Below are 25061 nucleotides of genomic sequence, written 5' to 3'. Positions count from 1 at the left end.
CGGCGGCATTGAGCCCGCCGGCGGCCAGCGCCGCGGCGGCGCCGCTGTAGGTGGCCGGCGGATTGCTGTGGGCCGAGGCCGGGATCGCGGCGTCGCCGCCGGCGGTCACCGCGCCCATCGCCGGCTTGGGCGGGGCGTAGGACACCGGGGCCGGGTCGCGCGCGCGGCTGGACTTGTTGCTGTACTGGCTGATGACCGTGCAGGTCGCGCCCTTGACCTTCTTGCTGACGTAGCTGCGCTCGCCGTTGGGGCCGTCGCAGCGCCAAAGCGTGCCGGCCGCCGCCGGCGCGAACGCCAGCAACCCCACGATCCCCAGCAGCAGCGAGCTCCCCCTCATCGGCGGCAGTGTCCCCCGGCTGGGCTGGGCTGCCAAGGGGAACGGCGCAGAATGTGACGGGAGGCGCGGCTTGGGGGCTTTCGGGGCGCTCGAGGCTATACTTTCAGGAACGAGTGAAGAGGAACGAGGAACGAGTAGAGCGGCTTCTACTCGTTCCTCGTTCCTCTTCACTCGTTCCTCGGAAGAGCCCTCTCTCACTCCGGCGCGGAATAACCGCCGCCCCTCCCGGACCCGCCATGACCGACCTGCATCCCCTGCCCGCCTTGCCGGGCCTCGCCGCGCCGTCCAAGCCGGGCGCCAAGAAGCTCTTCATCGAGACCCACGGTTGCCAGATGAACGAGTACGACTCGGCCAAGATGGCCGACGTGCTCGCCGCCAGCGACGGCCTCGAACTGACCCAGGACGCGGCCGAGGCCGACGTCATCCTGATCAACACCTGCTCGATCCGCGAGAAGGCGCAGGAGAAGGTGTTCAGCCAGCTCGGCCGCTGGAAGCAACACAAGCAGGGCGAGCGCCAGGTCATCATCGGCGTCGGCGGCTGCGTCGCCTCGCAGGAGGGCGCTGCGATCGTCAAGCGCGCCCCGTACGTGGACCTGGTGTTCGGCCCGCAGACCCTGCACCGCCTGCCCGAGCTGATCCGCGCCAAGCGCGAGACCGGGCTGCCGCAGGTCGACATCAGCTTCCCCGAGATCGAGAAGTTCGACCGCCTGCCCGAGCCGCGCGCCGAGGGCCCGAGCGCGTTCGTCTCGATCATGGAAGGCTGCAGCAAGTACTGCTCGTTCTGCGTGGTGCCCTACACCCGCGGCGAGGAAGTCAGCCGGCCGTTCGAGGACGTGCTGGTGGAAGTCGCGCAACTGGCCGGACAGGGCGTGCGCGAGATCAACCTGCTCGGCCAGAACGTCAACGCCTATCGCGGCCCGATGGCCGGCGAAGACGGCGCCGCCGCGGGCGAAGTCGCCGACCTCGGCCTGCTGATCCGCACCATCGCCGAAATCGACGGGATCGACCGCATCCGCTTCACCACCTCGCACCCGCTGGAGTTCTCCGACTCGCTGGTGGAGGCCTATCGCGACGTGCCGCAGCTGGCCAACTACCTGCACCTGCCGGTGCAGGCCGGCAGCGACCGCATCCTCTCAGCGATGAAGCGCGGCTACACCGCGCTGGAGTTCAAGCAGAAGATCCGCAAGCTGCGCGCCGTGCGTCCGGACATCTCGATCTCCTCGGACTTCATCGTCGGCTTCCCCGGCGAGACGCAGGCCGACTTCGAAAAGACCATGAAGCTGATCGAGGACGTCGGCTTCGACCAGTCGTTCTCCTTCATCTATTCGCGCCGCCCCGGCACGCCCGCCGCCGACCTGGAAGACACCGTCACCAGCGAGGAGAAGCACGCGCGCCTGTCGCGCCTGCAGGCTTTGATCAACGCCAACGCGGCGAAGATATCGCAGGCGATGGTCGGCAGCGTGCAGCGGGTGCTGGTGGAAGGTCCCTCGCGCAAGAATCCCAACGAGCTCACCGGCAAGACCGAGAACATGCGCTCGGTGAACTTCCCGGCGCCGGCGCGGCTGATCGGCCGCTTCGTCGATGTGGTCATCACCGAAGCGCTGTCCAATTCGCTGCGCGGGCGGGTACAGTTGGGCGACGACGACCAAGCCGCCGCCTGAGCGGCCGGAGCCCCGCATGGACCGCGACTTCAGCATCCGCGAAATCGGACCGGAAGAATTCGACCGGGCCTGGCCGATCTTCCGCGAAGTGCTGGCGCGCGGGGAGAGTTACAACTACGCCGCCGACCTGAGCCTGGACGGCGCGCGCGCGATGTGGACCAGCCCGCCCTACCGCATGTTCCTGGCCGAAGCCGACGGCGGCGAAGTCCTGGGCTGCTACAAGCTCGGCCCCAACCAGCGCGGCCGCGGCGACCACATCGCCAACGCCAGCTACATGGTCGCCGAGACCGCCTGGGGCCAGGGCGTGGGCACCGCGCTGTGCGAACACTCGCTGGCGCAGGCGCGCAAGGCCGGGTTCCTGGCGATGCAGTTCAACTACGTGGTCAGCACCAACGCCGCGGCCGTGCACCTGTGGGGCAAGCACGGCTTCGCCATCGTCGGCCGCGTGCCGGAAGCGTTCCGGCACCCCACGCAGGGGCTGGTCGACATCTACGTGATGCACCGCCCGCTGTAGTCGCCCGCTCGCCCCCTGCAGGAGCGGCGCAAGCCGCGACCGCGCCAACACAACGACGACGCTACCGACCTGTACGCCATTGCGACGTTCTCGGAACAACGGGAATGGGTGCGTTGCGCCGCAGGCGCGTTGGCGCGGTCGCGGCTTGCGCCGCTCCTGCAGGGAGCTATCGTGGCGGCGCCTCGCAGCCGATCTGCCTCAACGGCCAGCGGCCTCTTGCCATACCGCCGCGCCGTCCACATACGTGCCCAGCACGGTCAGTTCGCGCAAGGCTTGCGGCTCCACCGCCAGCGGATCCTGCGCCAGCACCACGAAATCCGCGCGCTTGCCCACCGCCAGGCTGCCGACTTCGTTCTCGGCGAAGCCCGCGTAGGCCGCGTCCAGGGTGAAGCCGCGCAAGGCCTCGAAGGCGGTGAGTTTTTCTTCCGGATGCCAGCCGCCTTGCGGCTTGCCGTCGGCATCGGTGCGGGTCGCCGCGGCGAACAGGCCCAGGCGCGGGTCGACCGATTCGACCGGGAAATCCGAGCCCAGCGCCAGCCGCGCGCCGCTGTCGCGCAGTTGCCGCCAGGCGTAAGCGCCGTCGATGCGCCGCGGCCCGAGCCGCTGTTCGGCCCAGGGCATGTCGCTGGTGGCGTGGGTGGGCTGCATCGAAGCGATGACGTGCAGCGCGGCCAGCCGCGGCAGGTCTTGCGGGGCGAGGATCTGCGCGTGCTCGATGCGCCAGCGGTGATCGGTCTTCGCCGCATCGTCGCCGAGCGCCTTGGCGTATAGATCCAGCACTTCGCGGTTGCCGCGATCGCCGATGGCGTGGGTGGCGACCTGCACGCCGCAGCGCCTGGCCTTGGCGATCGCTTTCGCCATCGCTTCGGGCGACATCCGCAGCAGGCCGCGGTTGCCGTGGTCGTCGCTGTAGTCCTGCAGCAGCGCGGCGCCGCGGCTGCCGAGCGCGCCGTCGGCGTAGAGCTTGACCGTGCGCATCTTCAGCCGCCCGGACGGATGCTGGTACAAACCGTCGCGGCACAGCGCTTCCAGCGCATCGCCGTCGCCGGCGGCGAAGGCGGTGATGCGCAGCGGCAACTGCTTGCGGTCGGCCAGGCGCTGGTACGCGCGCAAGGTGTTCAGATCGACGCCGGCATCGTGCACGCCGGTCAGGCCGTGGCGGGCGGCGGCCTGCATGCCCAGGCTCAGCGCCTGTTCGACCGCGGCCGCCTGCAGCGGCGGACGCGCGCGTTCGACCAGGAACATCGCATCGTCGATGAACACGCCGGTGGCGCGGCCGTCGCCGTCGCGCAGGATGCGGCCGCCGTCGGGCTGCCAGTCGCCGCCGAGGTCGCGCCCGGCCGCGCGCATCGCCGCGCTGTTGGCCCAGCCGGCGTGGCCGTCGACGCGCTGCAGCCACACCGGGCGGTCGGGAAACGCCGCGTCGAGGTCGGCGGCCTCGGGAAAGCGCGCGTCGGCCCAGTCGTTCTGGTCCCAGCCGTGGCCGATCAGCCATTGCCCCGCCGGCAGCGTGCGCGCGTAGTCGCGCAGGCGCTGCACCGCTTCGGCCTTGCTGCGCGCGCCGGTGAGGTCGGCCTGAAGCTGGTTGATGCCGAGTTCGAACACATGCGCGTGGGCGTCGATCAGGCCTGGGACGATGGTGGCGGCGCCGAGGTCGAGATGCTTGGCCTTGGGGTACAGACGCAGCAGATCGGCGCGGCCGCCGACGGCGAGGATCTTGCCGTCGTCGTCGTAGACCAGGCCCTGCGCGCGCGGCTGGGCCGGATCGAGCGTGTGCACGCGCGCGGCAGTGACCACGGTCGCCGCCTGCGCCGGTGCGGCCGCGCAGCAGATCGCGCCCAGCAACACTCCCAAGCCATGCCTCGCCCGCATCCCCGTTCTCCCTCGTGGACGGACTGTGGTGTCCGAATGCGGCGAATGTGCGGGGTCGCCGGGGGTGCGCGCAAGTGCTCGGCGGTTCGCTCCGCGCCGTCTCCGCGCCGCCTGCCGGGAACCCATGCAGGAGCGACGCAAGTCGCGACCGCGAAGCCGCGGCCATTGCGCGAGCGACGTCGCAGCTGAATTTCGCGGTCGCGGCTCGCGCCGCTCCTACAGTCGGCAAGCGCGCCGCTCAGTCGAGCCGCTTGCGGAAGCGCGACACCGCCAGGCTCATCATCACCGCGATGAAGCCGAGCAGATAGGCGACGTCGTGCCACAGTTCCAGCAGCCCCGCGCCGCGCAGCATCACCCCGCGGATCAGGCGCAGGAAGTGGGTCATCGGCAGCACTTCGGCCAGCCACTGCGCCGGCGCCGGCATGCCGGCGTAGGGGAACATGAAGCCCGACAGCAGGATCGACGGCAGCAGGATGAACACGGTCATCTGCATCGCCTGGAACTGCGAGGCGGCCTTGGTCGAGATCATCAGCCCCAGCGCCAGGTTGGCCAGGATCAGCAGCACCGCGGCGATGTAGACCTCGAGCACGCTGCCCTTGATCGGCACGTCGAACAGCCACAGGCCCAGCAGCAGCACCACCGAGGTCTGGATCAGGCCGATCAGCGCATACGGCAGCACCTTGCCGATCATCAGTTCGGTGCGGCTGACCGGCGTGGTGATCAGCAGCTCCATGTTGCCGCGTTCGCGCTCGCGCACGATCGCCACCGAGGTGAACATCACCATGGTCATGGTCAGGATCACGCCGATCAGCCCGGGCACGATGTTGACCGGCGAGCGCCGCTGCGGGTTGTAGAACGCGACCACGCCGATCGGCGCGGTCTTGCGCGGCGCGGCGACCGAACTGTCGACCGGCGTCTGCGCCAGTTGCGCGGCCGCGCTCTGCACCACGGTGTCGCTGCCGTCGACCATCACCTGCAGCACCTCGCGGCCGTCGACGCGGCGGCGCTCGAAGTCCGGCGGCACGGCGATGCCGACGCTGATCTCGCCGCGCCGAAGCATGCCGACCAGCTGCTGCGGGGTGTCGGCTTCGGCCACGGTGCGGATCACGCCGGTGGCGACCAGGTCCATCACCAGCGCGCGCGAGGCGGCGGTGCCGGCCTGGTCGGCGACCGCGGCGGTGAGGCCGCGCGGGTTGAGGTTGATGGCGTAGCCGAACAGCACCAGCTGGCCGACCGGAATCATCACGATCATCGCCAGGGTGATGCGGTCGCGCCGCAATTGCCGCACTTCCTTGAGCACGATCGCCCATAGCCGCCGCAGCTTCATGCGCCCTCCTCGCGCGCCGGCGCGCGCGGCGTCTGGCCGCGGGTCGCGGCGACGAACACGTCTTCCAGGTTGGGCTTGGCCTTGGCCACTTCGGCCTCCAGCCCGGCCGCGCGCAGCGCGTCGGTGAGGCCTTGTTCGGCGGTGTCGGCGTCGGCCAGCAGCACGCGCAGGTCGTTGCCGATCTGGGCCACGCTGAGCACGCCGGGCAGATCGACCAGCGCGCGCTGGGCCTTGCGCGGCTGCGCGGCGCGCACTTCCACCGCGCGGCCCTGCAAGGCGCCGGTGAGTTCGGCCGGAGTGCCGTCGGCGACCAGCGCGCCGCGGTCGAGGATCGCCAGGCGATGGCAGCGTTCGGCTTCGTCCATGTAATGGGTGGACACCAGCAACGTGGTGCCGGCGTCGGCCAGTTCGAACAGTTTTTCCCAGAAGTCGCGGCGCGACTCGGGATCGACCGCGCTGGTGGGTTCGTCCAGGAACAGCAGCTCGGGCTCGTGGATGACCGCGCCGGCCAGGGCCAGGCGCTGCTTCTGGCCGCCGCTCATGGTGCCGGCGAGCTGGTTCTGCCGATCGCCGAAGCGGTATTGCCCGATCAGCTCGTCGATGCGCTTGCGCGCGGCGGCCTTGGGGATGTCCTGCACCGCGGCGAGGAATTCCAGGTTCTCGCGCACGCTGAGGTCTTCGAACAGCGAGAACTTCTGGGTCATGTAGCCGATGCGGCGGCGCAGCGCCTCGGCCTGTTCGGGGATCTTCAATCCCAGCACTTCGATCTCGCCAGCGCTCGGCGTCAGCAGCCCGCACAGCATGCGGATGGTGGTCGACTTGCCCGAGCCGTTCGGGCCGAGGAAGCCGTAGACGCAGGCGCGCGGCACGGTCAGGTCGACCCGGTCCACCGCCTGCAGTTCGCCGAAGCGCTTGCTCATGCCGCGGGCGCGGATCGCCGACGCTGCGGCTTGCGCTTCGCCGCCGACGGCGCTCACGGCGCGAACTCGGCCCGCACCGGCAGGCCGGCCGGCAGATCGACGGCGTCGGTGTCGGTCAGTTCCACCTCGCACAGATAGCTCAGGCGCGCGGCGTCCTCGCCGGTCAGCGCGTAGTACGGGGTGAAGCTGGATTCGCTGCGGATCATGCGCACGCGGCCGTTCCAGGCGCGCGCGCGGCCTTCGACGTAGACCTTCGCAGTACGGCCCACGCGAACGTCCTGGCGCAGGGTTTCGGGCACGTACACGCGCGCGAACGGACGCGGGCCGACCAGCATCACCGCCAGCGGCGAGCCCACCGGCGCCTGGTCGCCGAGCTTGTACGGCAGGCTGTCGACCACGCCGTCGCGCGGCGCCAGCACATCGAGCTTGCCGAACGTCACCTGCTGCACGGCGGCCTGGGCCTGGGCGGCGGCGAGCGCGGCGCGGCCCTGGGCGATGTCTTCGCGGCGGTTGCCGCGTTCGAGTTCGAGCAAGGCCGCTTCGGCCGCGCGCACCTGGGCCACGGCGTTGCCGGCGGCGGCGCGGGCGCGGTCGACGTCGGCGGCGGCGATCAGCTGGCGCTGGCCGAGCGGACGCACGCGCTCGTAGTAGGCGCTGGCGTCGCGCTGCTGGGCCTGCGCGGCGGCGAGGTTGGCGCGGGCCTGATCGATCGCCTCGCGGCGCGGCCCGGCTTCGAGTTCGGCCAGGGCCTGCGCCGATTGCTGCGCCTGCGCCTGCGCGGCCTGCAATTGCGCGCGGGTGCGGTCGAGTTCGAGCTGCAGCACGCGGGCGCCGGCCTTGACCCGCTGGCCTTCGCGCACGTCGATGCGCACGACTTTCTCGGCGGCCGGCGCAGGCAAGGTGATGCGGTCCCACTCCAGCGTGCCCAGCGCTTGCGGCGGTTGCTTCGCGCAGGCGGCCAGCGCGAGCGCGGCAAGTGCGCACGCGGCGGCGCGGCGCAGGGTTATGCCTGGGTTCGGATCGGCGTTGCGGCCGATAAGAGCCGGTTGCGATGCTTGCGCGACCGGCTGCGATGCGGCGGCGCTCGCTGGCGGTGCGGGTGCGCGCGCGGCGACTGGCAAGGCGGCCGAGGCGCGGGAGCAGGCGGCGTTCGCGATATCGCGTTGCGCGTTCATGGCGTCAATCCCCGATCGAGCAGGGCCAGTGCGTGGCGGCGCTGCGCCGCCGGGTCGAGGTCTTCGGCGCCGAACAGATGGCGCCAGATCGGCGCGCTCGCCGCCGGGAACAGGGTCAGGCCGATCAGGCTGACCATCAGCAGGCGCGGGTCGAGGTCGGCGTTGATCCGGCCCTGCGCCTGCGCCTGGGCGAAGCGCGCGGCGAGCATACGCGGCAGCAGCGGGCCGATCTTGTCGTAGAGCAACGTCTGGCGCAGCGCCCCGCCCTCGCACAGGACCTCGCGCACCCACAGCGACGGCAGCCAGGGATGGGTTTCGATGATCCGGCCGATGTTGGCGACGAAGCGGCCGATCAGGTCGAACACGTCGGCGTCGTCGCCGCCGAGCCCGTCGCGCAGCCCCAGCACCAGCGGCATCAGCCGCTCGTTGCTGACCGCCTGCTGCAACTGCTCCTTGTCGCCGAAGTAGTAATGCAGCAGGGCCGGGTTGACCCCGGCCTCGGCGGCGATGGCGCGCAGCGAGGTCGCGGCGATGCCCTGGCGGGCGTAACAGGCGATGGCGGCGTCGAGCAGGCGCTCGCGCAGGTCCGGATTGTCGGCGGCCGCGGGGCGGCCGGGGGCGCGCCTGGGCGCCGCGGTCTTGCGCGGACGGCCGCGCCTGGGGGGCTTGGGGGTGTCCATGCGCTATATTTAATTCAGTGATTAATTAGTTCGCAAGCCGCTCCCGACGAGCGGTCGACGGCCATGCCCTCCTCGCTGTAGGAGCGGCGCAAGCGGCGACCGCGAAAACGAACCAACGACGCAAGCACCGACCGCCGCGAAATGCCCCGTCGCCGCATCCCGCGGCCGACACGGCACGACGCAATCGTTGCGGGCGCGCGGCATCCGCAGGCCCCGGAAAGCGCACGGGAGAAAACGCCCGGCCGTTTGCGCGCAGCGATCGGATCGATGGCGGTCGCGGCTTGCGCCGCTCCTACACCGAAGCCGGGGATGGCCGGCCGCGCGGCGATCTCACTCGCTCGCGTCGAGCACCGCGTGCGGATAGCGCTGGCGCCATTGCGCCAGGGTGTCGGCGCAGTGCGAGGGGATCACCCAGGCGCCGTGGTGGGTGTCGCGGAACCGCGCCAGCCGGCGCAGGGTGTCGAGGTAGGCGCGCGGGTCGTCCATCGCGACCTGCTGGGTCAGCCACGGCAGCGGCTGCGGACGGTCGAGCTGCTCGCGCCGCCAGAACGCGTCGGCGGCGAGCACGGCGCGTTCGCCGCGCTGCGTGCGCAGGGCCAGGCCGAGCTGGCCGCGGGCATGGCCCGGCAGCGACAGCGCGTGCAGGCTGCCGTCGCCGAACAGATCCCAGCCTTCGCCCAGGCCGGCCAGGTCGCCTTCGAGCGGGCGCCGGCCTTCGTCGTCGAGCAATTGCAGACGTTCGGCGAAGTCGGCCGGCAGCAGTTCCTTCCATATCTGCGCGTGCAGCAGTTCGAACCAGCCGGCCTGCTGGATCCGCGCCCAGGCATGGGCATGGGCGACGAAGCGCGCGTGGCGGAATTCGCCGAGCCCGCCGATGTGGTCGGGATGGAAATGGCTGACCACCAGCAGGCGCACGTCGTCGGCGTCGAGGCCGCGCTGGCGCAGCAGGTGCGCGGCGTCGGCGTGCGGCGGGCAACAGGCGTGGATGACGCGCCGGTAGACCCAGCGCAGGCCGGCGCGCATCGCCGCGCGCGCGTCGGGGCCGTAGCCGCAGTCGAACAGGATCGCGCCCTGCACCGGATGCTCGATCAGCGCCCAGCCCGCGGGAAAGCGCAGCGGCGCGCCGGCGGCGAGGCCGAGATGGCGCGGATCGGCGCAGCTGTGGCCGGACGCGGCCAGGGTCAGCGCGACCTCGCCGCTCACCGCCGCGCCTCCGCGCGCGCCAGCTCCTGCAAGGTCTTGTTCAGCGCATCGTCCATGTTCACCCGCGGACGATACCCCAGTTCGTCGCGCGCGCGCGAAATGTCCAGGGTCATGTCGACGCTGAGCAGTTCGACGCCGTAACGCAGCAGCGCCGGCTCGACCTCGGGCCGGAAGCGGCGATGGAACGCCTCCACCGCGCTCGCCAGCGCCAGCGCCAGCGGCTTGGGCACGCGCTTGCGCGGGCGCGGCAGCGACAGCGCGTCGGCGAGGCGGTCGATCACCTTCCAGATCGCCACCGGCTCGCCGTTGCTGATGTTGTAGACCTGGCCGCCGAGGCGCCACGAGGCGTCCATGGCCAGCACGCAGGCATCGACGACGTTGTCGATGTAGCTCAGGTCGACCAGGCAGCCTTCCTCGCCGATCCGGCGCAGGCGCCCGGCGCGCAGCGCCTGCGCCAGCCGCGGCAGGATCGCGCTGTCGCCGGGGCCGAAGATCGCGCGCGGGCGCAGCGCCAGCGCCGACACGCCGCCGGCCGCGCAGCGCTCGAACACCACGCGCTCGGCGGCGAGCTTGGTCGCGGCGTAATCGTTGACCGGCTTGGCCGGCAGCGGCTGGTCTTCGCGGATGCCGCGGTGCGGCGCGCCGTCGTGATAGACGCCGGGGGTGGAGATGTGCACCAGCCGCCGCACTTGGCGCGCGATGCAGGCGGCGACCACGTGCTCGGTCGCGGTGAGATTGGCCGCGACGAACGCCTCGCGCCGGCCCCACGGGCTGGACAGCGCCGCGCAGTGCACGACGGTGTCGGCGCCGCGCAGGACGCGGTGCACGGCGGCTTCGTCGGTGAGATCGAGCGCATGGAACTCGATGCCCTGCGCCTGCAACGCGCGGCCGCGGCCGGCGTCGCGGCCGAGCGCGACGGTGCGCTGCCACGGCCGCGTCGCGGCGAGATGGCGGACCAGCGCGCCGCCGAGAAAGCCGGTGGCGCCGGTGACGACGATGCGGCGCTCGGCGGTCATGGGCGATGTCCTGTGCGAGGGCGATGTCGGATGCGACGGCAATGTCCCGCGAGATCGGCGGCGCTTGTCCTTGTGGGAGGGCCTTCAGGCTCGATGCCTTTCGGTCTGATCGCTGCGGGCTGACCGGAAAGCGTCGGGCCTGAAGGCCCTTCCACAAAAGCCTTTGCGATGGGTTTCGCTGGTGCCGTGGGCGCTGTTCGAGCCCTGATGCTTTTAGGTCTGATCGCCGCGAACCGGCCGAAAAGCATCGGGCCTGAAGGCCCTCCTACAAGAGCCGCTGCGGCGATCTTTGCTGCTGTGGGAGGGGCTTCAGCCCCGATGCTTTTCGGTCCGATCGCCGCAAACTGGCCGGAAAGCGTCGGGCCTGAAGCCTCTCCCACAGGAGCCTTTGTGGCGATCTTCGCCGCTGCTGTGGGAGGGTCTTCAGCCCCGACGCTCTTCGACCGGATCGCCGCGATGCGCGAGATACGCAGCACGGTCGCGATCCCCGCCCCGTCCGATCCCGCGATGTCCGACGAAGTTCGCAGCATCGCGCAGGCGTTCAGTAAGTCAGCGTCAAACCGACGCCGGACAAACCGGCGCCGGTGCCGAGCAGGACGCCGGTTTCGCCGCGCCGGATCAGGCCTTCGCGCACGCCCTGCTCCAGCGCCAGCGGGATCGAGGCGGCGATGCAGTTGCCGGTGTGCCGCAAGGTGCGCACCATCGCCGCGCCGCTGAAGCCGATCTGCTCGATCACCTCCAGCGCGGCGCGGCTGGCCTGGTGCGGGGCGACCCAGCGCAGCGCGGCGCGCGCGGCCATGTCGTCCAGGCCGAGCCGGCGCATCACGTGCGGCACCAGGCGGATGCCGCTGCGCAGCGCGGCCTGGCCCTGCATCGAGAACAGCGCGTCGGCCGGCACCGTGCTCGGCCCCAGCGGCGGCCGCCAGCTGCCGCCGCCGCGCAGGGTGGTGATTTCCACGCCCTCGCCGACGGTGCGCCAGGCGATGCGGTGGATGCGGCTGGGGCTGTCGTGCGGCGCGCGCTCCAGCACCGCCGCGGCGGCGCCGTCGCCGAACAGGGTGCAGACTTCGGGGTTGGCGAAATCCAGGCCGACCGAGGCGATTTCGCTGCTGACCACCAGCGCGCGCTCGATCCGGCCGTGGTGGATGCGTTCGGCCGCCAGTTCCAGCGCGGCGACGAAGCTCAGGCAGGTCGCGTGCACCGACAGCGCCGGGATGCCGGAACGGCCCAGCCCGAGTTCGCGCTGCAGCAGCGGCCCGCCGTCGGGAATCGCGCGCTCGGCCGAGCCGGAGGCGTTGACGATCAGATCGACCGCGCCCGGCTCGATGCCGGCGCGCTCGCAGGCCTGCAACGCGGCCTGCGCGCCCATCCAGCTGGCACGCTCGGCTTCGGGTTCGGCCCAATGGCGGAATTCGACGCCGCTGTTTTCCAGCGCCCATCCGCGCGGCAGGCCGACCCGGTCTTCGATCTGCGCGCTGTCGACGCGGCGCCGCGGCAGGTAGCGGCCGAGCCCGGCGATGCGCACGCGCCAATCCAGGTCGGGCGCGGCGCCGATGCCGCGACGTTCGCCGGCCGCGTCCGCCGCCGGTCCGGACGACGGGCTGTGCTGCGTGGTTCTGATGTCCATGTGCGGCCGAAGTATGCGGCAGCGCGGCGGGTTTGCCGATAGTTGCGCGGCGGGGCGTTGCGGACGGCTGCTGCCGGTGACGCGGTGTTGCCGGCGCGCGAGAGGGCGATGGGCGTGGCGTGGGCGTCGGGGGCGCTGCGGCGCTGCGGCGCTGCGGCGCTGTGGCGCTGTGGCGCCGATGAGATGAGTTGTGGCGATGGACTGTGGGAGGGACTTCAGTCCCGATGCTTTTGGTTCAGGCCGCTGCGAACGGATCGAAGAGCCTCGGGACTGAAGTCCCTCCCACGACACCCCCTCGCACTAAAACTTCACCTCACAACCAAGTCTTTCTGCGACAAACTTCCCACAGCAAGCCCTGCCCCAACCGCCCTGCCTGAACCAGCCGCCGCGCCAAGTCCACGCGCCGCTCGTCCCGCGCCACGTCCCGACACGGCTAGATTCGCCATCGCGTCGCCGCGCCGAACGCATCCACCGCGACGATCCGCCCCTTGCCCGCGCCTCGCGGGCTCGCGATCCTGGCGCTCCCGCCCAGGCCGCCGCCATTCCGTCCCGAGGCCGAAGGAGCATCGCGATGCCGCCGCCTCCCGCTCCACCGTCCGCAGCGCCACCGCCTCCCGATTCGCCACCCGACGCCCGTCCGCCGTCCCGGCTGGTTTCGCGCGAAGCCCTGGGATTCTGGTTCCTCGGCCTCGGCACGCTCGGCCTGGTGCGCGGCTGGATGCGTGCGACCCGTCACGGTGGCTTCGACGCCGAGGCCATCGCCCTGCTGTGGCTGGCCGGTTCGGCGCTGCTGGTGCTGGTCGGCGCGGTGCGGATCTGGCGCGCATCGCGCGTCGGACGGCGCTGAACCGGTTCGCCGCCCGCAACCTCGCCGCCCTCAGCGCCCGCGCGCGCCGCCCCGCGATGCCCGGCCCGTCGCGGCCGCGCGGCTTTGCGAAAACCGCCCGACAGGCGCAAGCTGTGACACCCCGGCACGCATCGCGTGCACGATCCGCCTACGCTTTCGCCATGCCCGCACGCACCGTCTCCGAATTCACCCTGGACCCCGCCGACAGCGAGCGTCTGGCCAACCTCAGCGGCCCGTTCGACGGCCATCTGCGCATGATCGAACTGCGCCTGGGCGTGGAAATCGCCAACCGCGGCAACATCTTCCGCATCGACGGCCCCGACGGCGCGGTCGGCCAGGCCGAAAAGCTGCTGCGCCGGCTGTGGAAGGACGCCGGCGAGGAAACCCTCGACGACAACGCCATTCACCTCGCGCTGACCGAAACCGGCGCCGAGCAGGTCGCGCAGCGCGACTTCGAACCGCAGGAAGTGGCGATCCGGGTCAAGCGCGGCACCATCCGCGGCCGCGGCGCCAACCAGGCCAAGTACCTGCACGCCATCGCCACCCACGACATCAACTTCGGCATCGGCCCGGCCGGCACCGGCAAGACCTTCCTGGCCGTGGCCAGCGCGGTCGAGGCGCTGAACGAGTCGCGCGTGCAGCGGCTGATCCTGGTGCGCCCGGCGGTGGAAGCCGGCGAGAAGCTCGGCTTCCTGCCCGGCGACCTGACCCAGAAGGTCGACCCTTACCTGCGCCCGCTCTACGACGCGCTGTACGAGATGTTCGGCGTGGAGAAGGTGGTCAAGCTGCTGGAAAAGAACGTCATCGAGATCGCGCCGCTGGCCTACATGCGCGGCCGCACCCTCAACGACGCCTACGTGATCCTGGACGAAGCGCAGAACACCACCATCGAGCAGATGAAGATGTTCCTGACCCGCATCGGCTACGGCAGCACCGCGGTGGTGACCGGCGACCTGACCCAGATCGACCTGCCCAAGCACGTCAAGTCGGGCCTCAAGGACGCGCTGGACGTGCTGCGCAACGTCGACGGCATCAGCTTCACTTTCTTCGAGGCCAAGGACGTGGTCCGCCATCCGCTGGTCGCGCGCATCGTCACCGCCTACGACGCGCGCGATGCGAAGGACGCGCAAACCGGCCCGGCCGCCTGAGGCAACGGTCCGGACGCCCGCGCGCCGTCGGTTTCGCACCGGCGACGACGCAGGCAGCGACATCGGCGCGACAGCCGCTGCGGCCGCGCCGGCCCACGTCGCGGCGACGATGTCCGCCGCGACGCGGCCAGCGGACCGCGACCGCGATTGCGGCCGCCGAGCCGCCGACGCAGCACCCGCATCACCGAACAGCGAACCGCCCGAACCGCCAGTGAGCGCCGCGATGACCCAAGGCCCCGTCCGACTCGATGTCGCCATCAACTACGCCCTGCCGCGCAAAGGCCTGCCGGCCGCGACCAGCTTCCGCAAGTGGGTCGCCGCCGCGCTCAAGGGCCGCATCCGCGAAGCCGATCTCGCCATCCGCATCGTCGACAGCAAGGAAGGCCGTTCGCTGAACCGCCACTACCGCGGCCGCGACTACGCCACCAACGTGCTGAGCTTCCCGGCCGAGATGCCCGAGGGCCTGCCCAAAGGCGTCAAGCTGCCGCTGCTCGGCGACCTGGTCATCTGCGCCCCGGTGGTCGCGCGCGAGGCGCGCGAGCAGAAGAAGGCGCTCAACGACCACTACGCCCACCTCACCGTGCACGGCGTGCTGCACCTGCTCGGCTGGGATCACGAAGACGAGCGCGAGGCGGAGTGCATGGAGCAGTTGGAGCGCGAGATCCTGGCGACGTTGGGCGTGGAAGATCCTTACCTCGAGGACTGAGCGCGACAGCGTTCGATCGGCGCTTGTTGCCGTATCGATCAAAGATCGGAGAAAGCGCGGCCTTCTCCACGCCGCGTCCTCGCTCTATCGCGTCGACGCCGTAAACGCCCGATCTCGCGGCCGGGCTCTCAGAGGCAGTCGCTCAAGCCCTCGTAAGCCGACTTGGTCGTACCGGGCAGCGCGGCATACAACGGCCGCTCCCCGGCCCACGCCGCCAGCAGCGCCTGCGCAGAGGTGCCGCGCACCAACGGCAGCCGGCATTTCCAGACTTTTGCGTCGACCCGGATCGCGCCGGTGGCCGGATCGATCTCTTCGTTGCTCGCCGCGAACGACCACAGGCAGCGACCGACCAGACCGCTGGCGCTGTCGACCGAGCAACGCAGCCGCAATGCCTGGATGTTGCTGTAGTCGCCTTCGCAGAACGTGTCCCCGCAAATCTGGTCGAAGTTGTCGCGCAGGCGATACAGCGCTTCGTACCAGGCCTCGATCTCGGCCTCGCCCCGAAGATAGTCGCCCAGTTCGACATAGTTCGCCGCCGTCGCCGTGCCGGCCGCAGGCGCGGCGGACGATGGCAGGCTCAGCGAGGCCAGGACAAAACATAGTGCGGTCGCGAATCCTTTCATGATGACGCGTCCTCTTCCTTGAATTGAGGTATCGACGGATGCCGGCGCTGCGGCAGTTGCGATGATCCGCCCCGGCAATGCCGCAGGCTATCGGTCTCGATCCCGCTGCGAGGTGGGGCTTTTCCTAAAAACCGGTGCACCGCGCGACAGCCGCGGCACACCCCACGCAGAACGCCGGCAGCGCGCGCTTCACCAGCAATCCAGTACGTTCGCGCTGCCGCTGCGGTCCTTGACGCCCTTTTCGTTGATCGAGAGCGTCATGCACTTGCCGTCCGCCGCGGCCTGGGCGCCCTTCGGCACGGCCGTCAACCGATACGACTGCGCTGTGAACGAGTCGCCCGCGAAGGTGTAGAAGTCGCTCAACTCGGTCACGCATCCCGTCGCCGGCACCGCGGCACCGACGTAGGTGAAGCGGGTCGTGTAGTAGCGCTCCATGTACTGCACCTGCCCCATCAGGCAGGCAGTGGCGGCCGCGCGCCGCGTCTTCACTATCTGGCTGGTGTAGGCGGCGTAGGCGATGGAGGCCAGCACGGCCACGATCGCCACCACGATCATCAGTTCGATCAGGGTGAATCCCCCGTTGCTGCGTCTGGACACGCTCGCCCCCCTCAAGAATGATCTCTGCCCGCTTCGCAAGCCGCGTGTCTCAGCCATCGCGCCTCACCTCGCGCCAGGAGATGCGCTTGGCGCCCATCCCGAACGCCGCGCTCTCCGGCTTCTCCAAACCGCCCGAGTCGTTCTGGACCGGCAGGACGTTGCCGTTATTGCCCGGAATCACCACGCCCGCATTGGGCGAATTGCCGTCGGTGCCGATGCCGGACACCGGCAGCTTGGCGTCCCCGCCCGCGCCCGGCGCGATCCGGTCGCCGCCGTCGATGCGCCCGTTGCCGTCCGCGTCGAACACATCGCCCGAGGTGCGCGCGCCGGTGAAGGGATCGATTTCCATGATGAAACCGTCGCCGCCCGGGTTGCAGGGATCGCTCACGTTGGGAATACGAGTGATGCCCAGCAGACGATTCCCGTCGAACAGGTTCGGCACCACCATGCGCTCGCCGCGTGCGGTCGGCCCCGGCGAGACCAAGTCCAGGCGCCATCCGTTCTTGCCTTGCATATCGCCGTCCTCAGCCGCCGAGACCACGCGCACATCGACGCTCTTGCCGTCGGCCCGGGTCAGCTTGCCTTCGAACTCGATGCTGCGCGCCTTCAGGTCGCTGCGCGCGACTGCACTGCCGGTATCGACGATGCCGTACCAGGACTGCACCGCCTTGTTGCCCAGGTCGGTATTGCTCAGGAACGAACCGGTGCCGAAGAACACCCAGGTCTCGAGCGAATCGGGCTTGCGGCCGACCAAGGGCATGGCGGTGATCGGCTGGCCCTTGCCGTCGGCTTCGGCCTGGAACAGGCGAGTCGCGCTGGGCGTCCCGCCCGCGCCGAAGCCGGTGAACTTCCACAGATTGCCCTTCAGATCGCCGGCGTAGGCCGTGTCGACGAAGCCGTTGTTGTCGGCGTCCCAGACCCGCGCCGCCGACAAGCCGTTGTCGCCACCCTCGCCCGTATCCACGCTGGTCGCCGCGCCCGTGGCGACGTCGAGCACCAGCAACTGCGCACGGGCGCTGCTGCCGTTCGGACCGTTGCCGAGGAATATCTTCCACACACCGTTGGCGGTCTGCGCCACCCACGGCTTGCCCAGGTTGTTGCCGAGTTCGGGGATCTGCGAATCGCTAAGCTCCCACAGGAACTTCACGTTGTCCGGGTCGGTGATGTCGAGCGCGAACACGCCTTTTCCGCCGCGCCCCAAGGTGCCGATCAGTACGGTTTTCCAGGCGCCCTGGGTGTAGACGTCGGCGACGGTGAGCTCGCCGTCGACGAAGAAGCGATGCTGGTAATTGGGCGAGGCATAACCGGCGAGGCCGTCCATGCCGGTGCGCTTGAGCACGGCCTGCGGAAGGAAGGCATACGTCTCTACGCCGGTGGCGGCGTCGAAACCGTGCAGCATGCCGTCGTTGGCGCCGACATACACGACGTTCTTGCGCGCCGCATTGGCATTGGCGAAATCGCGATAACTCTTGCCGCCGCCGGCGAAGGTCGCGTTGGCGTAGAACGCCGCGTTGGGGCGACCGACGAACATCGGCGTGGAATTGACCAGGTCGCCGAGCGTGTTCTTGCGGTTGCGGAACGGGCCGCCGTTGGACAACTCCTTGCTGCGCTCTCCGCGCAGGTAGTTGAGCACGTCTTCGCCGCCGGCGTTGGTGAAGCTCACGCTGGCCAGACTCGACTGGTCGCCGGCGTCCAAACCGCTCCATTTGAACTCGCGATAGCCGCCGCTGTTGGCATAGATCTTGCGCTGCGCCGGAGCAGGCATCTTGTCGCTCGCGGTCCATAGCGGCAGGAACGCGCGCGTGATCGGATCCAGGCGGTACGCGGTGAGTTCCCCGCGCCAGTCGGTGAAATAGGTCGGTGCGTAGATCGCCGCGCCTTCCTGCACCGAAGCGCCGTTGACGCCGACGGCCGAAGACGCGCCGCGGCGGTCGGCCACCGCGCTTTCGAACGCGCGGGTCAGGCCCTCCACCATCTGCTCGGCCTGATACGCGACGAAGAAGTTGCGCGGCCGCTTGCTGTTTGCGGCGTCGGCCAGTCCGATCAGGTCGCCGTCGGTCCACCATGCATCGGGCAACGCCGCCGTGCGCTGGTACGGGTCGAAGCCTGCGGGAACATCGAATCCGCCGTATTTGGCGGCGAGGTAATACTGATTTTCATTCGGCGGGCGCACGACGCGAAAAGGAAGCACATCGACCCAGTAAGTCGACAGGGTCTGCATTCCGTCCATGGCCGGCTGCATGTCTTTGGTGTGCGAGTCGTAGGCAAGGCCCGCGATGAACGCCGAGTTGTACTGCCCCGGCTCATTGAAGTACCCATTGGCGGCCGGCTTGGTGATTCCTTCCAGTGCGAACACCTTGCCCAGCGCCGTCTCGACGTTGACCGTGGTGTCCGCCGAGACCTTCGCCGGCATAGCGGGTTCGCCGCCACGAAGCGTCGACCCAGGAAGATTCCGGTCCCGATGGGTATAGACATCGCCGATCCCGATCGCGACGTTGCGCTGGCACGAGTACTGCACCGGGTTGACCCAATCGGTGATTACCGGGAATTTATCCGTCTGTGTCTCAGCATTGACTTTAATGTCCTGTGTCTCAGCATTGACATTAATGTCGCTGTACTCGGGAACGTTGTCCTGATTCTTGAAGTAGCGAACCGCTGCATAATAGAGCTCGCTGACGTTATCCAGCCCTTTTGAGGCGGCACTGGTGGTCTGGCCGAACTTGTTCAGGTAATTGATGACGCCGCTGTTGGTCACGACGCTTGCTTTGACGCGAGTGTTGGTCGCCGAGGCATCCGTCGGATCGGGGTTGCCGACCTGGATGCCGGTGGTCGCACTCCACTCCGACAATGGATTCGCGACTTTCCCTTCGATCGCATCGTAGCTGTAGGGCCCGACGTACTTCTGCCGGGCGCGCAGCACCCCACCGTCCCGACTCTCCGACGAGTCGTTCAAGTAGCCGAAAATGCTGTATCGCAGCTTGTCTTGATACTTTTGGATCAACCCCTCGGGCTTCCAGTTGTTGCCGTACTTGACGCAGTTCGATTCGGGCTTGACCACCCCTGCGTTGACGCACACTGCGACGCGGATGCTGATGGCGAACACCCTGGTATCGGTAGTGCCGTTGCTGTTCTTCCCGGTCAAAACCCCGTGCACCGCTGGATTGTAGGCAACAGGGCTCGTAGCGCCGGTAACCCGAGCGTCGCCCCCCCCGGTTTCGTTGGTGAAATACATCTGCGCGCGCAAGCTGTAGACCCGCATGCGCACCGAAAAGCCTCCGTTGACGGGCGCCGCCTGCTGACTCTGCCCGCTCGCCAGCAGTTTGTTCGAGAAATAGGCCCTATTACCGCGAGCGTCGTTGACTGCCTTTTCGATCCAGGTGCTGGTTTCGTCGTCCTTGACCCGATAACCGCCGGTCAGGGCCTTGCGAAAAGGATCGATGGTCTGGGTGGTCGCCCAGTTGAGGAAGTTGCCGCTCCATTGCTTGCTCGCGCCGGCGCAGGCGTGGCTGCTGGCTACGCCGACGGGATTGAAATAGCGCTTGGGTTCGTCGCTGTCGTAGACGTATTCGTAGCATTTGTCCGGGTCGAAATAACCGACATACGCGCGCGCCGGCCGATAGGTGTCGCTCCCGTTGACCATATCGAAATTGGCCTGCGAGATCAGCGTCGGAAACTCGACCGACGGAATCAGCACCAAATTGTTGGCGACGTCGTTGCCGAGCGCCAACGGCCGCGTCGGCATCTCCACCGACATCGACGGCGCCGAACTCAGCACCGCGATCAGGCCGGCCAGCAAGGCCGGCAGACGGCGGAAGAAGCTGCGGGAAGGCTGGGGCGTCGGGCTCTGCATGGGACTGCTCCTGCGAAAATCCGTCGTCGCCGGCCGGCTGGCCGGAACGCGCGAAGTACGGGGAAACGCGATGCGCATCAGAAACTCGCCATGGTCGACTGCAGGACGACCACGGCCCGGTCCCGGGCCTGGCTGGGGTCGTGGCTGCGCGCGGTCACCCGGTAGTAGGCCGTGTTGGTCTGCGCGGCGCTGCCCGGCTCGTAGGGATTGGCGCCGCCTACGCCTAGGTCGTCGGCCGTGGTGCGCCGCCCCATGAATTCGACGTAGTACTGCGGCCTGCCCGCTTGCGGCAGGGCGGAGTCGCCGGCGCTGGCGTCGGTCCAGCATTTGGCGCCGCCGCAGGTGGCGACAGCGGCGCCGTAAGCGTCCGCCGGCACCGCGGGGCAAACCGCATCGACGGCCGAGCAGTCGCGGCCGATCGACTGGCTGTTCTTCACCGCCAGGCTCACCGCGGCCTCGCCCTCGCGCAGGGCGCGCTCGGCGGCTTCGAACGCCAGGCTGCGGTCGTACATGCCGGCGCTCATGCGCTCTTCGAGCATGGTGCTGCGCAGGATCGCCAGCCCCAGCAACATCATCACCAAGAGCATGATCATGATGACCGCCAGGGCCGCGCCGCGCTGGCCGGCCGGGACGCCAGGGGTGTTCGGTTTCGTCCGCATCGCCAGCCTCCTCAGCTGTTCCGGTTGCGCAGGCTCAAGGTCGCGGTGACGGTGCGGCCGATCGCCTCGCCGTCGGTGCCGCTCTTGCGTTCGCTTTCCAAGGTCAACACGGCCCGGGCGGCCTTGACCTTCGACCAATCCGCGACCTCGGCGGCGGCGCGGTAGGCCTTGTCGCCGTCGATCAGGTACTGGATCTGCATCTGCGATATCCCTTCGGCCACCTCATCCGCGGCCGGCGCGGCGGCGCCGGAATACAGCACCGCCCGATAGAGGGACTTCCCGCCGCGGGCGTTGTTGCCGACGAACCAGCGCACTGCGCGCGGACGGGCGACAACCGCGTTGGCGCCGTACAGGTGCCAGGCTTCGGGCGGAATCTTGTCGTCCTTGCAGGTCAGCTCGGTAAAGCGGGTGAAGCCGGCGCTGCAGTTGCCGCCGGTACCGTGCTCGATCGCCCCGCCCGCCACCGCCGTAGCGCGGAAATAGCTCACCAGCCGAAAATCGCAGATCACCAGCACATCGTTGGCGCGCACATCCGCGGGGATGGCATTGACCGCCAACGCCGAATCCTTGGCCGTCATGGCCTGGGTCAGGTAGAGGCCGAGGTCTTCGCTGGAATGCAGCTCCAGGCCGTCGGTTCCACTCACGCGGGTGCCGGCAGCGGTGCCGAATCCCAGCGCCGGCGCGACGAAATCCGCGTTCCCGCCGACGCCGCGCAGCGAGTGCTTCCAGTTCTGCCAGTAAGCGTCGTCCCGTTCGCTGACCACGTTGCCGGTGCGCACGCTTTCGGCGCACTGGTTGCCGCCGGCTTCGCGCACGTCGCGCGCCATCAGTTCGAACGCGATCCGCGCGGCTTCCTGCACGCGCGAAAGGTCTTCGGTGGTCCGGTAGGCCGAGCGCGAGGCCAGGAAGATCGACAGCGCGCCCATGGTCAGCAGCAGCCCGAGCACCAGCGCGACCATCAACTCGATCAGGCTGAGGCCGCGCTGCGCGCGGGCGGCGGGCAGCATACGCGCCCGCGTCACAGCCGCACCTGCATGCGGAAGGTCCGCTTGTCCGCGCCGCTCTCGCCGCCGGCGTTGCCGCCGCGCGTGTCGTCCCAGATCACTTCGATCGTGCATACCTCCGCCGCGCAGGCGATGCGGCCGCAGGTGCTGGCCGTAGCGCCCAGGCTTTTGCCCAACGACTGCACCCAGGCGGCGAGGTCGGCGGTGGCCAAATCTGCATCGCCGCCGGCCGCGCCGGCCGACGCGCTGTAGCACAGCGGCGCCGCGGTGTTGTAGCTGCCCGCCTTCGCCGCGGCTGCATTCGCGCGCATCGCGTCGGCCATCGCATAGGCCTGCACTACCGCCTGACTGCGTTCCAGCGCGCTCTGGCTGTTGCGCAGCGCGAGGCTCTGCATCGCGGCGACGCCGAGCAAGCCTAGACCCAGCACCAGCACGGCAATCAGGATTTCGACCAGGCCCACTCCGGCCTGCGCGCGCCGTGCGCGCGGCGCGACGCGGCGATACGCAGGCCGCGGCAGCGGCATGTGTGTGGTTGCCGGCATCATTGCGCACAAACTCCCTTGGCGTCGATCGGATCGGTGGCCAGACGGCCGCCGGAGGTCAGGCTCACCCGATGCACGTTCTGCGCCGGTTGCGTGGTCGGGATGCAAAGATCGAAGGTGGCGTTGAGGAAAGCGCCGCGCGCGCCGGAACCGGTGCGGGCGAAGCCGTCGGGACGATAGGACACGCGCCCGTCGGCCACGGAACTGCTCAGGCGCACCGCCGACTTCAACTGCACCGCCTGCAATACGGAGGGATCGTTGGCGTTGCCGTCGCGATCTGCATCGGGCACGACCACGATCCAGCCGGTCCACGAGCCGCTGCCCGCGCAACTGCTCTGGTCGGCGCTGCGGCAGACCGTCACCGAGACGTTGCGACGCATCGCCTCCATCCGCGCCATCTGCAGCGACGCCACCAGTTCGTTCGCCGCGCCGGCCAGACGGCTGCGGTTGATCGTGGCGATGAAGCTGGGAACGGCCAGTCCGACCACGACTGCGGCCACCGCGACGGTGACCATCAACTCCAACAGCGTGAATCCCGATTGCGTGCCGCGCCTGGATCTCATCGCATCTCGTCCCGCAGAAGTCGGCGGACTCTAGGCCGGCAATCGCAGCGACGACGAGGCGGACCGAGACGAGCGGTTGGAATGTTGGGGCAAGCGGCGCCCGCTCCACTGCGAATACAGATCGAACTCGACGTATTGGCACATCGGAAGCCATGTGCCGCGCGAGCAAAAAATTTGTGCCACTCAAGTCGGCGCGGCCCGGCGTGCGGAATCGTCTGCGAGAAATCTTGCGGCACCGATTCGCCAACGCGACTCGGCGATTCCCGACACGGCTCAGCGAACGAATCCGATACGCCCCGCTCGCGCGGCCGCCCAGACTGTCGCTCCCAGCATGGATGCAGGAGCTCCCGCCGATGATCGCCATTTCCAGCCGCCAGTGCGGCCTGTCCTTGACCGAAGTCCTGATCGCGCTCGCTCTGACGCTGTTGGCGACCTGCGTTGTCCTGCCCGCGGCGGCATCGGCGCTGGAACGGGTGCGCGTGGCGCGCGTGCAAGGCGAACTGGCTGAGGCCTTCCTGCTGAGCGCGCGTCATGCGGTCGCGGCGGGCGCGCCGGCGGTGCTGTGCCCCAGCGCCGCGAGCGGCAATGGCTGCGCCGACGCGAACGACTGGAGCGCCGGCTGGCTGGCCTTCGCCGACCTCGACGGCGACCGCCGCTACAGCGCCGGCGACACCTTGCTGCGGCGCTCGCCCGCGTTGGCCGGTGGCCTGCGCCTGCTTGCTTCGTCCCGGCGCACCCGGATCGTGTTCCAGCCCCACGGCGGGAGCGCCGGCAGCAACGCCAGCTTTGCGGTGTGCGCCGGATCGCAGAAGCGGCTGGGAACCTTGGTGCTGTCCAACGCCGGCCAGTTCCGCTGGCAGGGGCGCGCTTCGCGCGGTCCTGAGCCCTGTGAAATATGACCGATATTCAATTACTTATGCCGCCAAACTGGCTGCGGCTACTGGCCCGCGGGTGTATGTCCCGGCTTCCGGGTTAGACTGCCGGCCTCGCCCGCACCCCCATGGGCGCCTGCCAAGAACCGAATGTCCGAGGACGACAGTAGTACCCACTCGCCGGAATCTCACGAGAAACGGCGTTCCTGGCTCGACCGCATCAGCTCCGCGCTGTCGGGCGAACCCAGCTCCCGCGAAGACCTGGTCGAGTTGCTGCGCGACGCGCAGTCCGACGGCCTGATCGCCGCCGATACCCTGCGCATGATGGAAGGCGCGATCGCGGTGTCCGACCTCACCGTCGGCGACGTGATGATCCCGCGCTCGCAGATGGTCGCGCTGCCGGCCAGCGCCAAGTTCCTCGACCTGATGAAGCTGGTGGTCGAATCCGGCCATTCGCGCTTTCCGGTGCATGGCGAGGACAAGGACGAGATCCTCGGCATCCTGCTGGCCAAGGACTTGTTGCGCGGCGTGGTCGCCGACAACGGGCCGGGCACGATCCACGAACTGCTGCGCCCGGCGGTGCTGATCCCCGAGTCCAAGCGCCTGGACGTGCTGCTGCGCGAGTTCCGCCAGTCGCGCAACCACATGGCCATCGTCATCGACGAGCACGGCGGCGTCGCCGGCCTGCTGACCATCGAGGACGTGCTCGAACAGATCGTCGGCGACATCGACGACGAGCACGACGAAGCCGAGAACCCCGACGCGCTGATCGCGGCGCAGGCCGACGGCCAGTACGTGGTCGATGCGCTGACTCCGATCGACGATTTCAACGAGCGCTTCGGCGCCGACTTCGACGACGACGAGTACGACACCATCGGCGGGCTGGTCACCGCGGCGATCGGGCACCTGCCCGAGGCCGGCGAGGAACTGACCCTGGGCCGGTTCGTGTTCCGCGTCGCCAGCGCCGACGCGCGCCGGGTGCATGCCTTCCATGTCGGCGTGCTCGGCGCCGACTGAGCCAACGCCGCTCGCGCGGCCGCCGCGCCGCAACGGCGAACCGAACCGCCCGACCTGCGAAACCGGCCCCGATCGGGGCCGGTTTCGTTTCCGCCCCGGGGTCGATCCGCGGCATGGGACGACGCACGCCTGCGCTTACAATGGCCGCCAACCGCCCCGCCGGATCAGGCCGCCCGTGACCGTTCTTCCCCGCTTCGTCCGGCTGTACGCCCTGCTCGCGTTGTTGCTGATCCTGCCGCTGGCCCAGGCCGCGCCGCCGGCCGCGGCAGCGCCTGCGCCCGCCGCCGCGAACGCGGCGACC

The 25061-nt window shown here is 69.5% G+C and carries 23 protein-coding genes and 4 pseudogenes; 9 read left to right on the top strand and 18 right to left on the bottom strand.

Going from position 1 to position 25061, the window contains the following annotated elements; all coding sequences use genetic code 11:
- Nucleotides 1-337 (bottom strand): annotated as a pseudogene (locus tag A7A76_RS22005) (hypothetical protein); the annotation flags it as partial.
- A gap of 236 nt (nt 338-573) precedes the next feature.
- On the opposite strand from A7A76_RS22005, the gene miaB reads away from it, so the two are divergent.
- Both miaB and A7A76_RS21995 read left to right on the top strand, forming a co-directional pair.
- Entirely contained in the window at nt 574-1998 is a 1425-nt protein-coding gene (gene miaB, locus A7A76_RS22000; RefSeq protein WP_206413315.1) for a tRNA (N6-isopentenyl adenosine(37)-C2)-methylthiotransferase MiaB, read from the top strand.
- Nucleotides 1999-2014: 16 nt separating this feature from the next.
- Nucleotides 2015-2512, top strand: coding sequence for a GNAT family N-acetyltransferase (locus A7A76_RS21995; RefSeq protein ID WP_206413314.1), 498 nt, complete (start codon nt 2015-2017; stop codon nt 2510-2512).
- A 198-nt stretch (nt 2513-2710) separates the two neighbouring features.
- Here the strand turns inward: A7A76_RS21995 and A7A76_RS21990 are convergent, their stop codons facing one another.
- The 8 genes and pseudogenes from A7A76_RS21990 to A7A76_RS27020 all read right to left on the bottom strand — a co-directional run.
- On the bottom strand, nt 2711-4360 hold the full coding sequence (locus A7A76_RS21990) for an amidohydrolase (protein ID WP_343225388.1): 1650 nt from the start codon (nt 4358-4360) through the stop codon (nt 2711-2713).
- A gap of 262 nt (nt 4361-4622) precedes the next feature.
- Nucleotides 4623-5711: an ABC transporter permease gene (locus A7A76_RS21985; RefSeq protein WP_206413312.1), complete on the bottom strand. Its 1089-nt coding sequence runs from the start codon at nt 5709-5711 to the stop codon at nt 4623-4625.
- Nucleotides 5708-6631 carry an ABC transporter ATP-binding protein gene (locus A7A76_RS21980; protein WP_241201121.1) on the bottom strand — a complete coding sequence of 308 codons (924 nt, stop codon included), beginning with the start codon at nt 6629-6631 and terminating at the stop codon, nt 5708-5710. Before A7A76_RS21980 ends, A7A76_RS21985 begins: the two co-directional genes overlap by 4 nt.
- 53 nt (nt 6632-6684) lie before the next feature.
- Nucleotides 6685-7806, bottom strand: a complete 1122-nt coding sequence (locus A7A76_RS21975; protein ID WP_206413311.1) for an HlyD family efflux transporter periplasmic adaptor subunit — start codon at nt 7804-7806, stop codon at nt 6685-6687.
- Nucleotides 7803-8486, bottom strand: a complete 684-nt coding sequence (locus A7A76_RS21970; RefSeq protein ID WP_206413310.1) for a TetR/AcrR family transcriptional regulator — start codon at nt 8484-8486, stop codon at nt 7803-7805. The genes A7A76_RS21975 and A7A76_RS21970 overlap by 4 nt, the downstream gene beginning before the upstream one ends.
- A 330-nt stretch (nt 8487-8816) precedes the next feature.
- Nucleotides 8817-9689: an MBL fold metallo-hydrolase gene (locus tag A7A76_RS21965; RefSeq protein WP_206413309.1), complete on the bottom strand. Its 873-nt coding sequence runs from the start codon at nt 9687-9689 to the stop codon at nt 8817-8819.
- The gene (locus tag A7A76_RS21960; RefSeq protein WP_206413308.1) at nt 9686-10705 is read right to left on the bottom strand and encodes an NAD-dependent epimerase/dehydratase family protein; all 1020 of its coding nucleotides are present in this window, start codon (nt 10703-10705) and stop codon (nt 9686-9688) included. The genes A7A76_RS21965 and A7A76_RS21960 overlap by 4 nt, the downstream gene beginning before the upstream one ends.
- A pseudogene (locus A7A76_RS27020) lies at nt 10702-10962 on the bottom strand (DUF6053 domain-containing protein); the annotation flags it as partial. The gene A7A76_RS21960 and the pseudogene A7A76_RS27020, both read right to left, overlap by 4 nt.
- Here A7A76_RS27020 and A7A76_RS27015 point away from each other — a divergent pair.
- A pseudogene (locus A7A76_RS27015) lies at nt 10874-11080 on the top strand (DUF6053 domain-containing protein); the annotation flags it as partial. The pseudogenes A7A76_RS27020 and A7A76_RS27015 overlap by 89 nt on opposite strands.
- Here A7A76_RS27015 and A7A76_RS27010 read toward each other — a convergent pair.
- Nucleotides 10999-11235 (bottom strand): annotated as a pseudogene (locus tag A7A76_RS27010) (DUF6053 domain-containing protein); the annotation flags it as partial. The pseudogenes A7A76_RS27015 and A7A76_RS27010 sit on opposite strands and share 82 nt — an antisense overlap.
- 11 nt (nt 11236-11246) lie before the next feature.
- A complete protein-coding gene (locus tag A7A76_RS21955; protein ID WP_206413307.1) occupies nt 11247-12332 on the bottom strand; it encodes a 3-oxoacyl-[acyl-carrier-protein] synthase III C-terminal domain-containing protein in 1086 nt (361 codons plus the stop codon).
- A 203-nt stretch (nt 12333-12535) separates the two neighbouring features.
- Between A7A76_RS21955 and A7A76_RS27005 the strand changes: the two genes are divergently transcribed.
- The 4 genes from A7A76_RS27005 (at nt 12536) to ybeY (ending at nt 15033) form a co-directional block, all read left to right on the top strand.
- A complete protein-coding gene (locus A7A76_RS27005; protein ID WP_428995217.1) occupies nt 12536-12709 on the top strand; it encodes a DUF6053 domain-containing protein in 174 nt (57 codons plus the stop codon).
- A gap of 194 nt (nt 12710-12903) precedes the next feature.
- The gene (locus tag A7A76_RS21950) at nt 12904-13179 is read left to right on the top strand and encodes a hypothetical protein (RefSeq protein WP_206413306.1); all 276 of its coding nucleotides are present in this window, start codon (nt 12904-12906) and stop codon (nt 13177-13179) included.
- Between the two features lie 161 nt (nt 13180-13340).
- Entirely contained in the window at nt 13341-14327 is a 987-nt protein-coding gene (locus A7A76_RS21945; protein ID WP_206413305.1) for a PhoH family protein, read from the top strand.
- 223 nt (nt 14328-14550) lie between these two features.
- On the top strand, nt 14551-15033 hold the full coding sequence (gene ybeY, locus A7A76_RS21940) for an rRNA maturation RNase YbeY (protein ID WP_206413304.1): 483 nt from the start codon (nt 14551-14553) through the stop codon (nt 15031-15033).
- 128 nt (nt 15034-15161) lie between these two features.
- Here ybeY and A7A76_RS21935 read toward each other — a convergent pair whose 3' ends face one another.
- The 7 genes from A7A76_RS21935 to A7A76_RS21905 form a co-directional block, all read right to left on the bottom strand.
- Entirely contained in the window at nt 15162-15734 is a 573-nt protein-coding gene (locus A7A76_RS21935; RefSeq protein ID WP_206413303.1) for a hypothetical protein, read from the bottom strand.
- Nucleotides 15735-15845: 111 nt separating this feature from the next.
- Nucleotides 15846-16253: a type IV pilin protein gene (locus A7A76_RS21930; protein WP_343225387.1), complete on the bottom strand. Its 408-nt coding sequence runs from the start codon at nt 16251-16253 to the stop codon at nt 15846-15848.
- Nucleotides 16254-16302: 49 nt separating this feature from the next.
- Nucleotides 16303-20103, bottom strand: a complete 3801-nt coding sequence (locus tag A7A76_RS21925; protein WP_206413301.1) for a pilus assembly protein — start codon at nt 20101-20103, stop codon at nt 16303-16305.
- Nucleotides 20104-20180: 77 nt separating this feature from the next.
- Complete coding sequence (locus A7A76_RS21920) at nt 20181-20762, bottom strand: pilus assembly PilX family protein (RefSeq protein ID WP_206413300.1); 582 nt, start codon at nt 20760-20762, stop codon at nt 20181-20183.
- 11 nt (nt 20763-20773) lie between these two features.
- The gene (locus A7A76_RS21915; protein ID WP_206413299.1) at nt 20774-21769 is read right to left on the bottom strand and encodes a PilW family protein; all 996 of its coding nucleotides are present in this window, start codon (nt 21767-21769) and stop codon (nt 20774-20776) included.
- 11 nt (nt 21770-21780) lie between these two features.
- A complete protein-coding gene (pilV, locus tag A7A76_RS21910; RefSeq protein WP_241201117.1) occupies nt 21781-22308 on the bottom strand; it encodes a type IV pilus modification protein PilV in 528 nt (175 codons plus the stop codon).
- Complete coding sequence (locus tag A7A76_RS21905) at nt 22308-22871, bottom strand: GspH/FimT family pseudopilin (protein WP_206413298.1); 564 nt, start codon at nt 22869-22871, stop codon at nt 22308-22310. Before A7A76_RS21905 ends, pilV begins: the two co-directional genes overlap by 1 nt.
- A gap of 353 nt (nt 22872-23224) precedes the next feature.
- On the opposite strand from A7A76_RS21905, the gene A7A76_RS21900 reads away from it, so the two are divergent.
- On the top strand, nt 23225-23770 hold the full coding sequence (locus A7A76_RS21900; RefSeq protein WP_206413297.1) for a GspH/FimT family protein: 546 nt from the start codon (nt 23225-23227) through the stop codon (nt 23768-23770).
- Nucleotides 23771-23893: 123 nt separating this feature from the next.
- Entirely contained in the window at nt 23894-24760 is an 867-nt protein-coding gene (locus A7A76_RS21895) for an HlyC/CorC family transporter (protein ID WP_206413296.1), read from the top strand.
- The last annotated feature ends 301 nt before the right edge of the window (nt 24761-25061 follow it).

Source organism: Lysobacter enzymogenes (genome assembly GCF_017168095.1).
GTDB classification, from domain to species: domain Bacteria; phylum Pseudomonadota; class Gammaproteobacteria; order Xanthomonadales; family Xanthomonadaceae; genus Lysobacter; species Lysobacter enzymogenes_D.
This window is presented reverse-complemented; position numbering and strand designations above follow the sequence as displayed.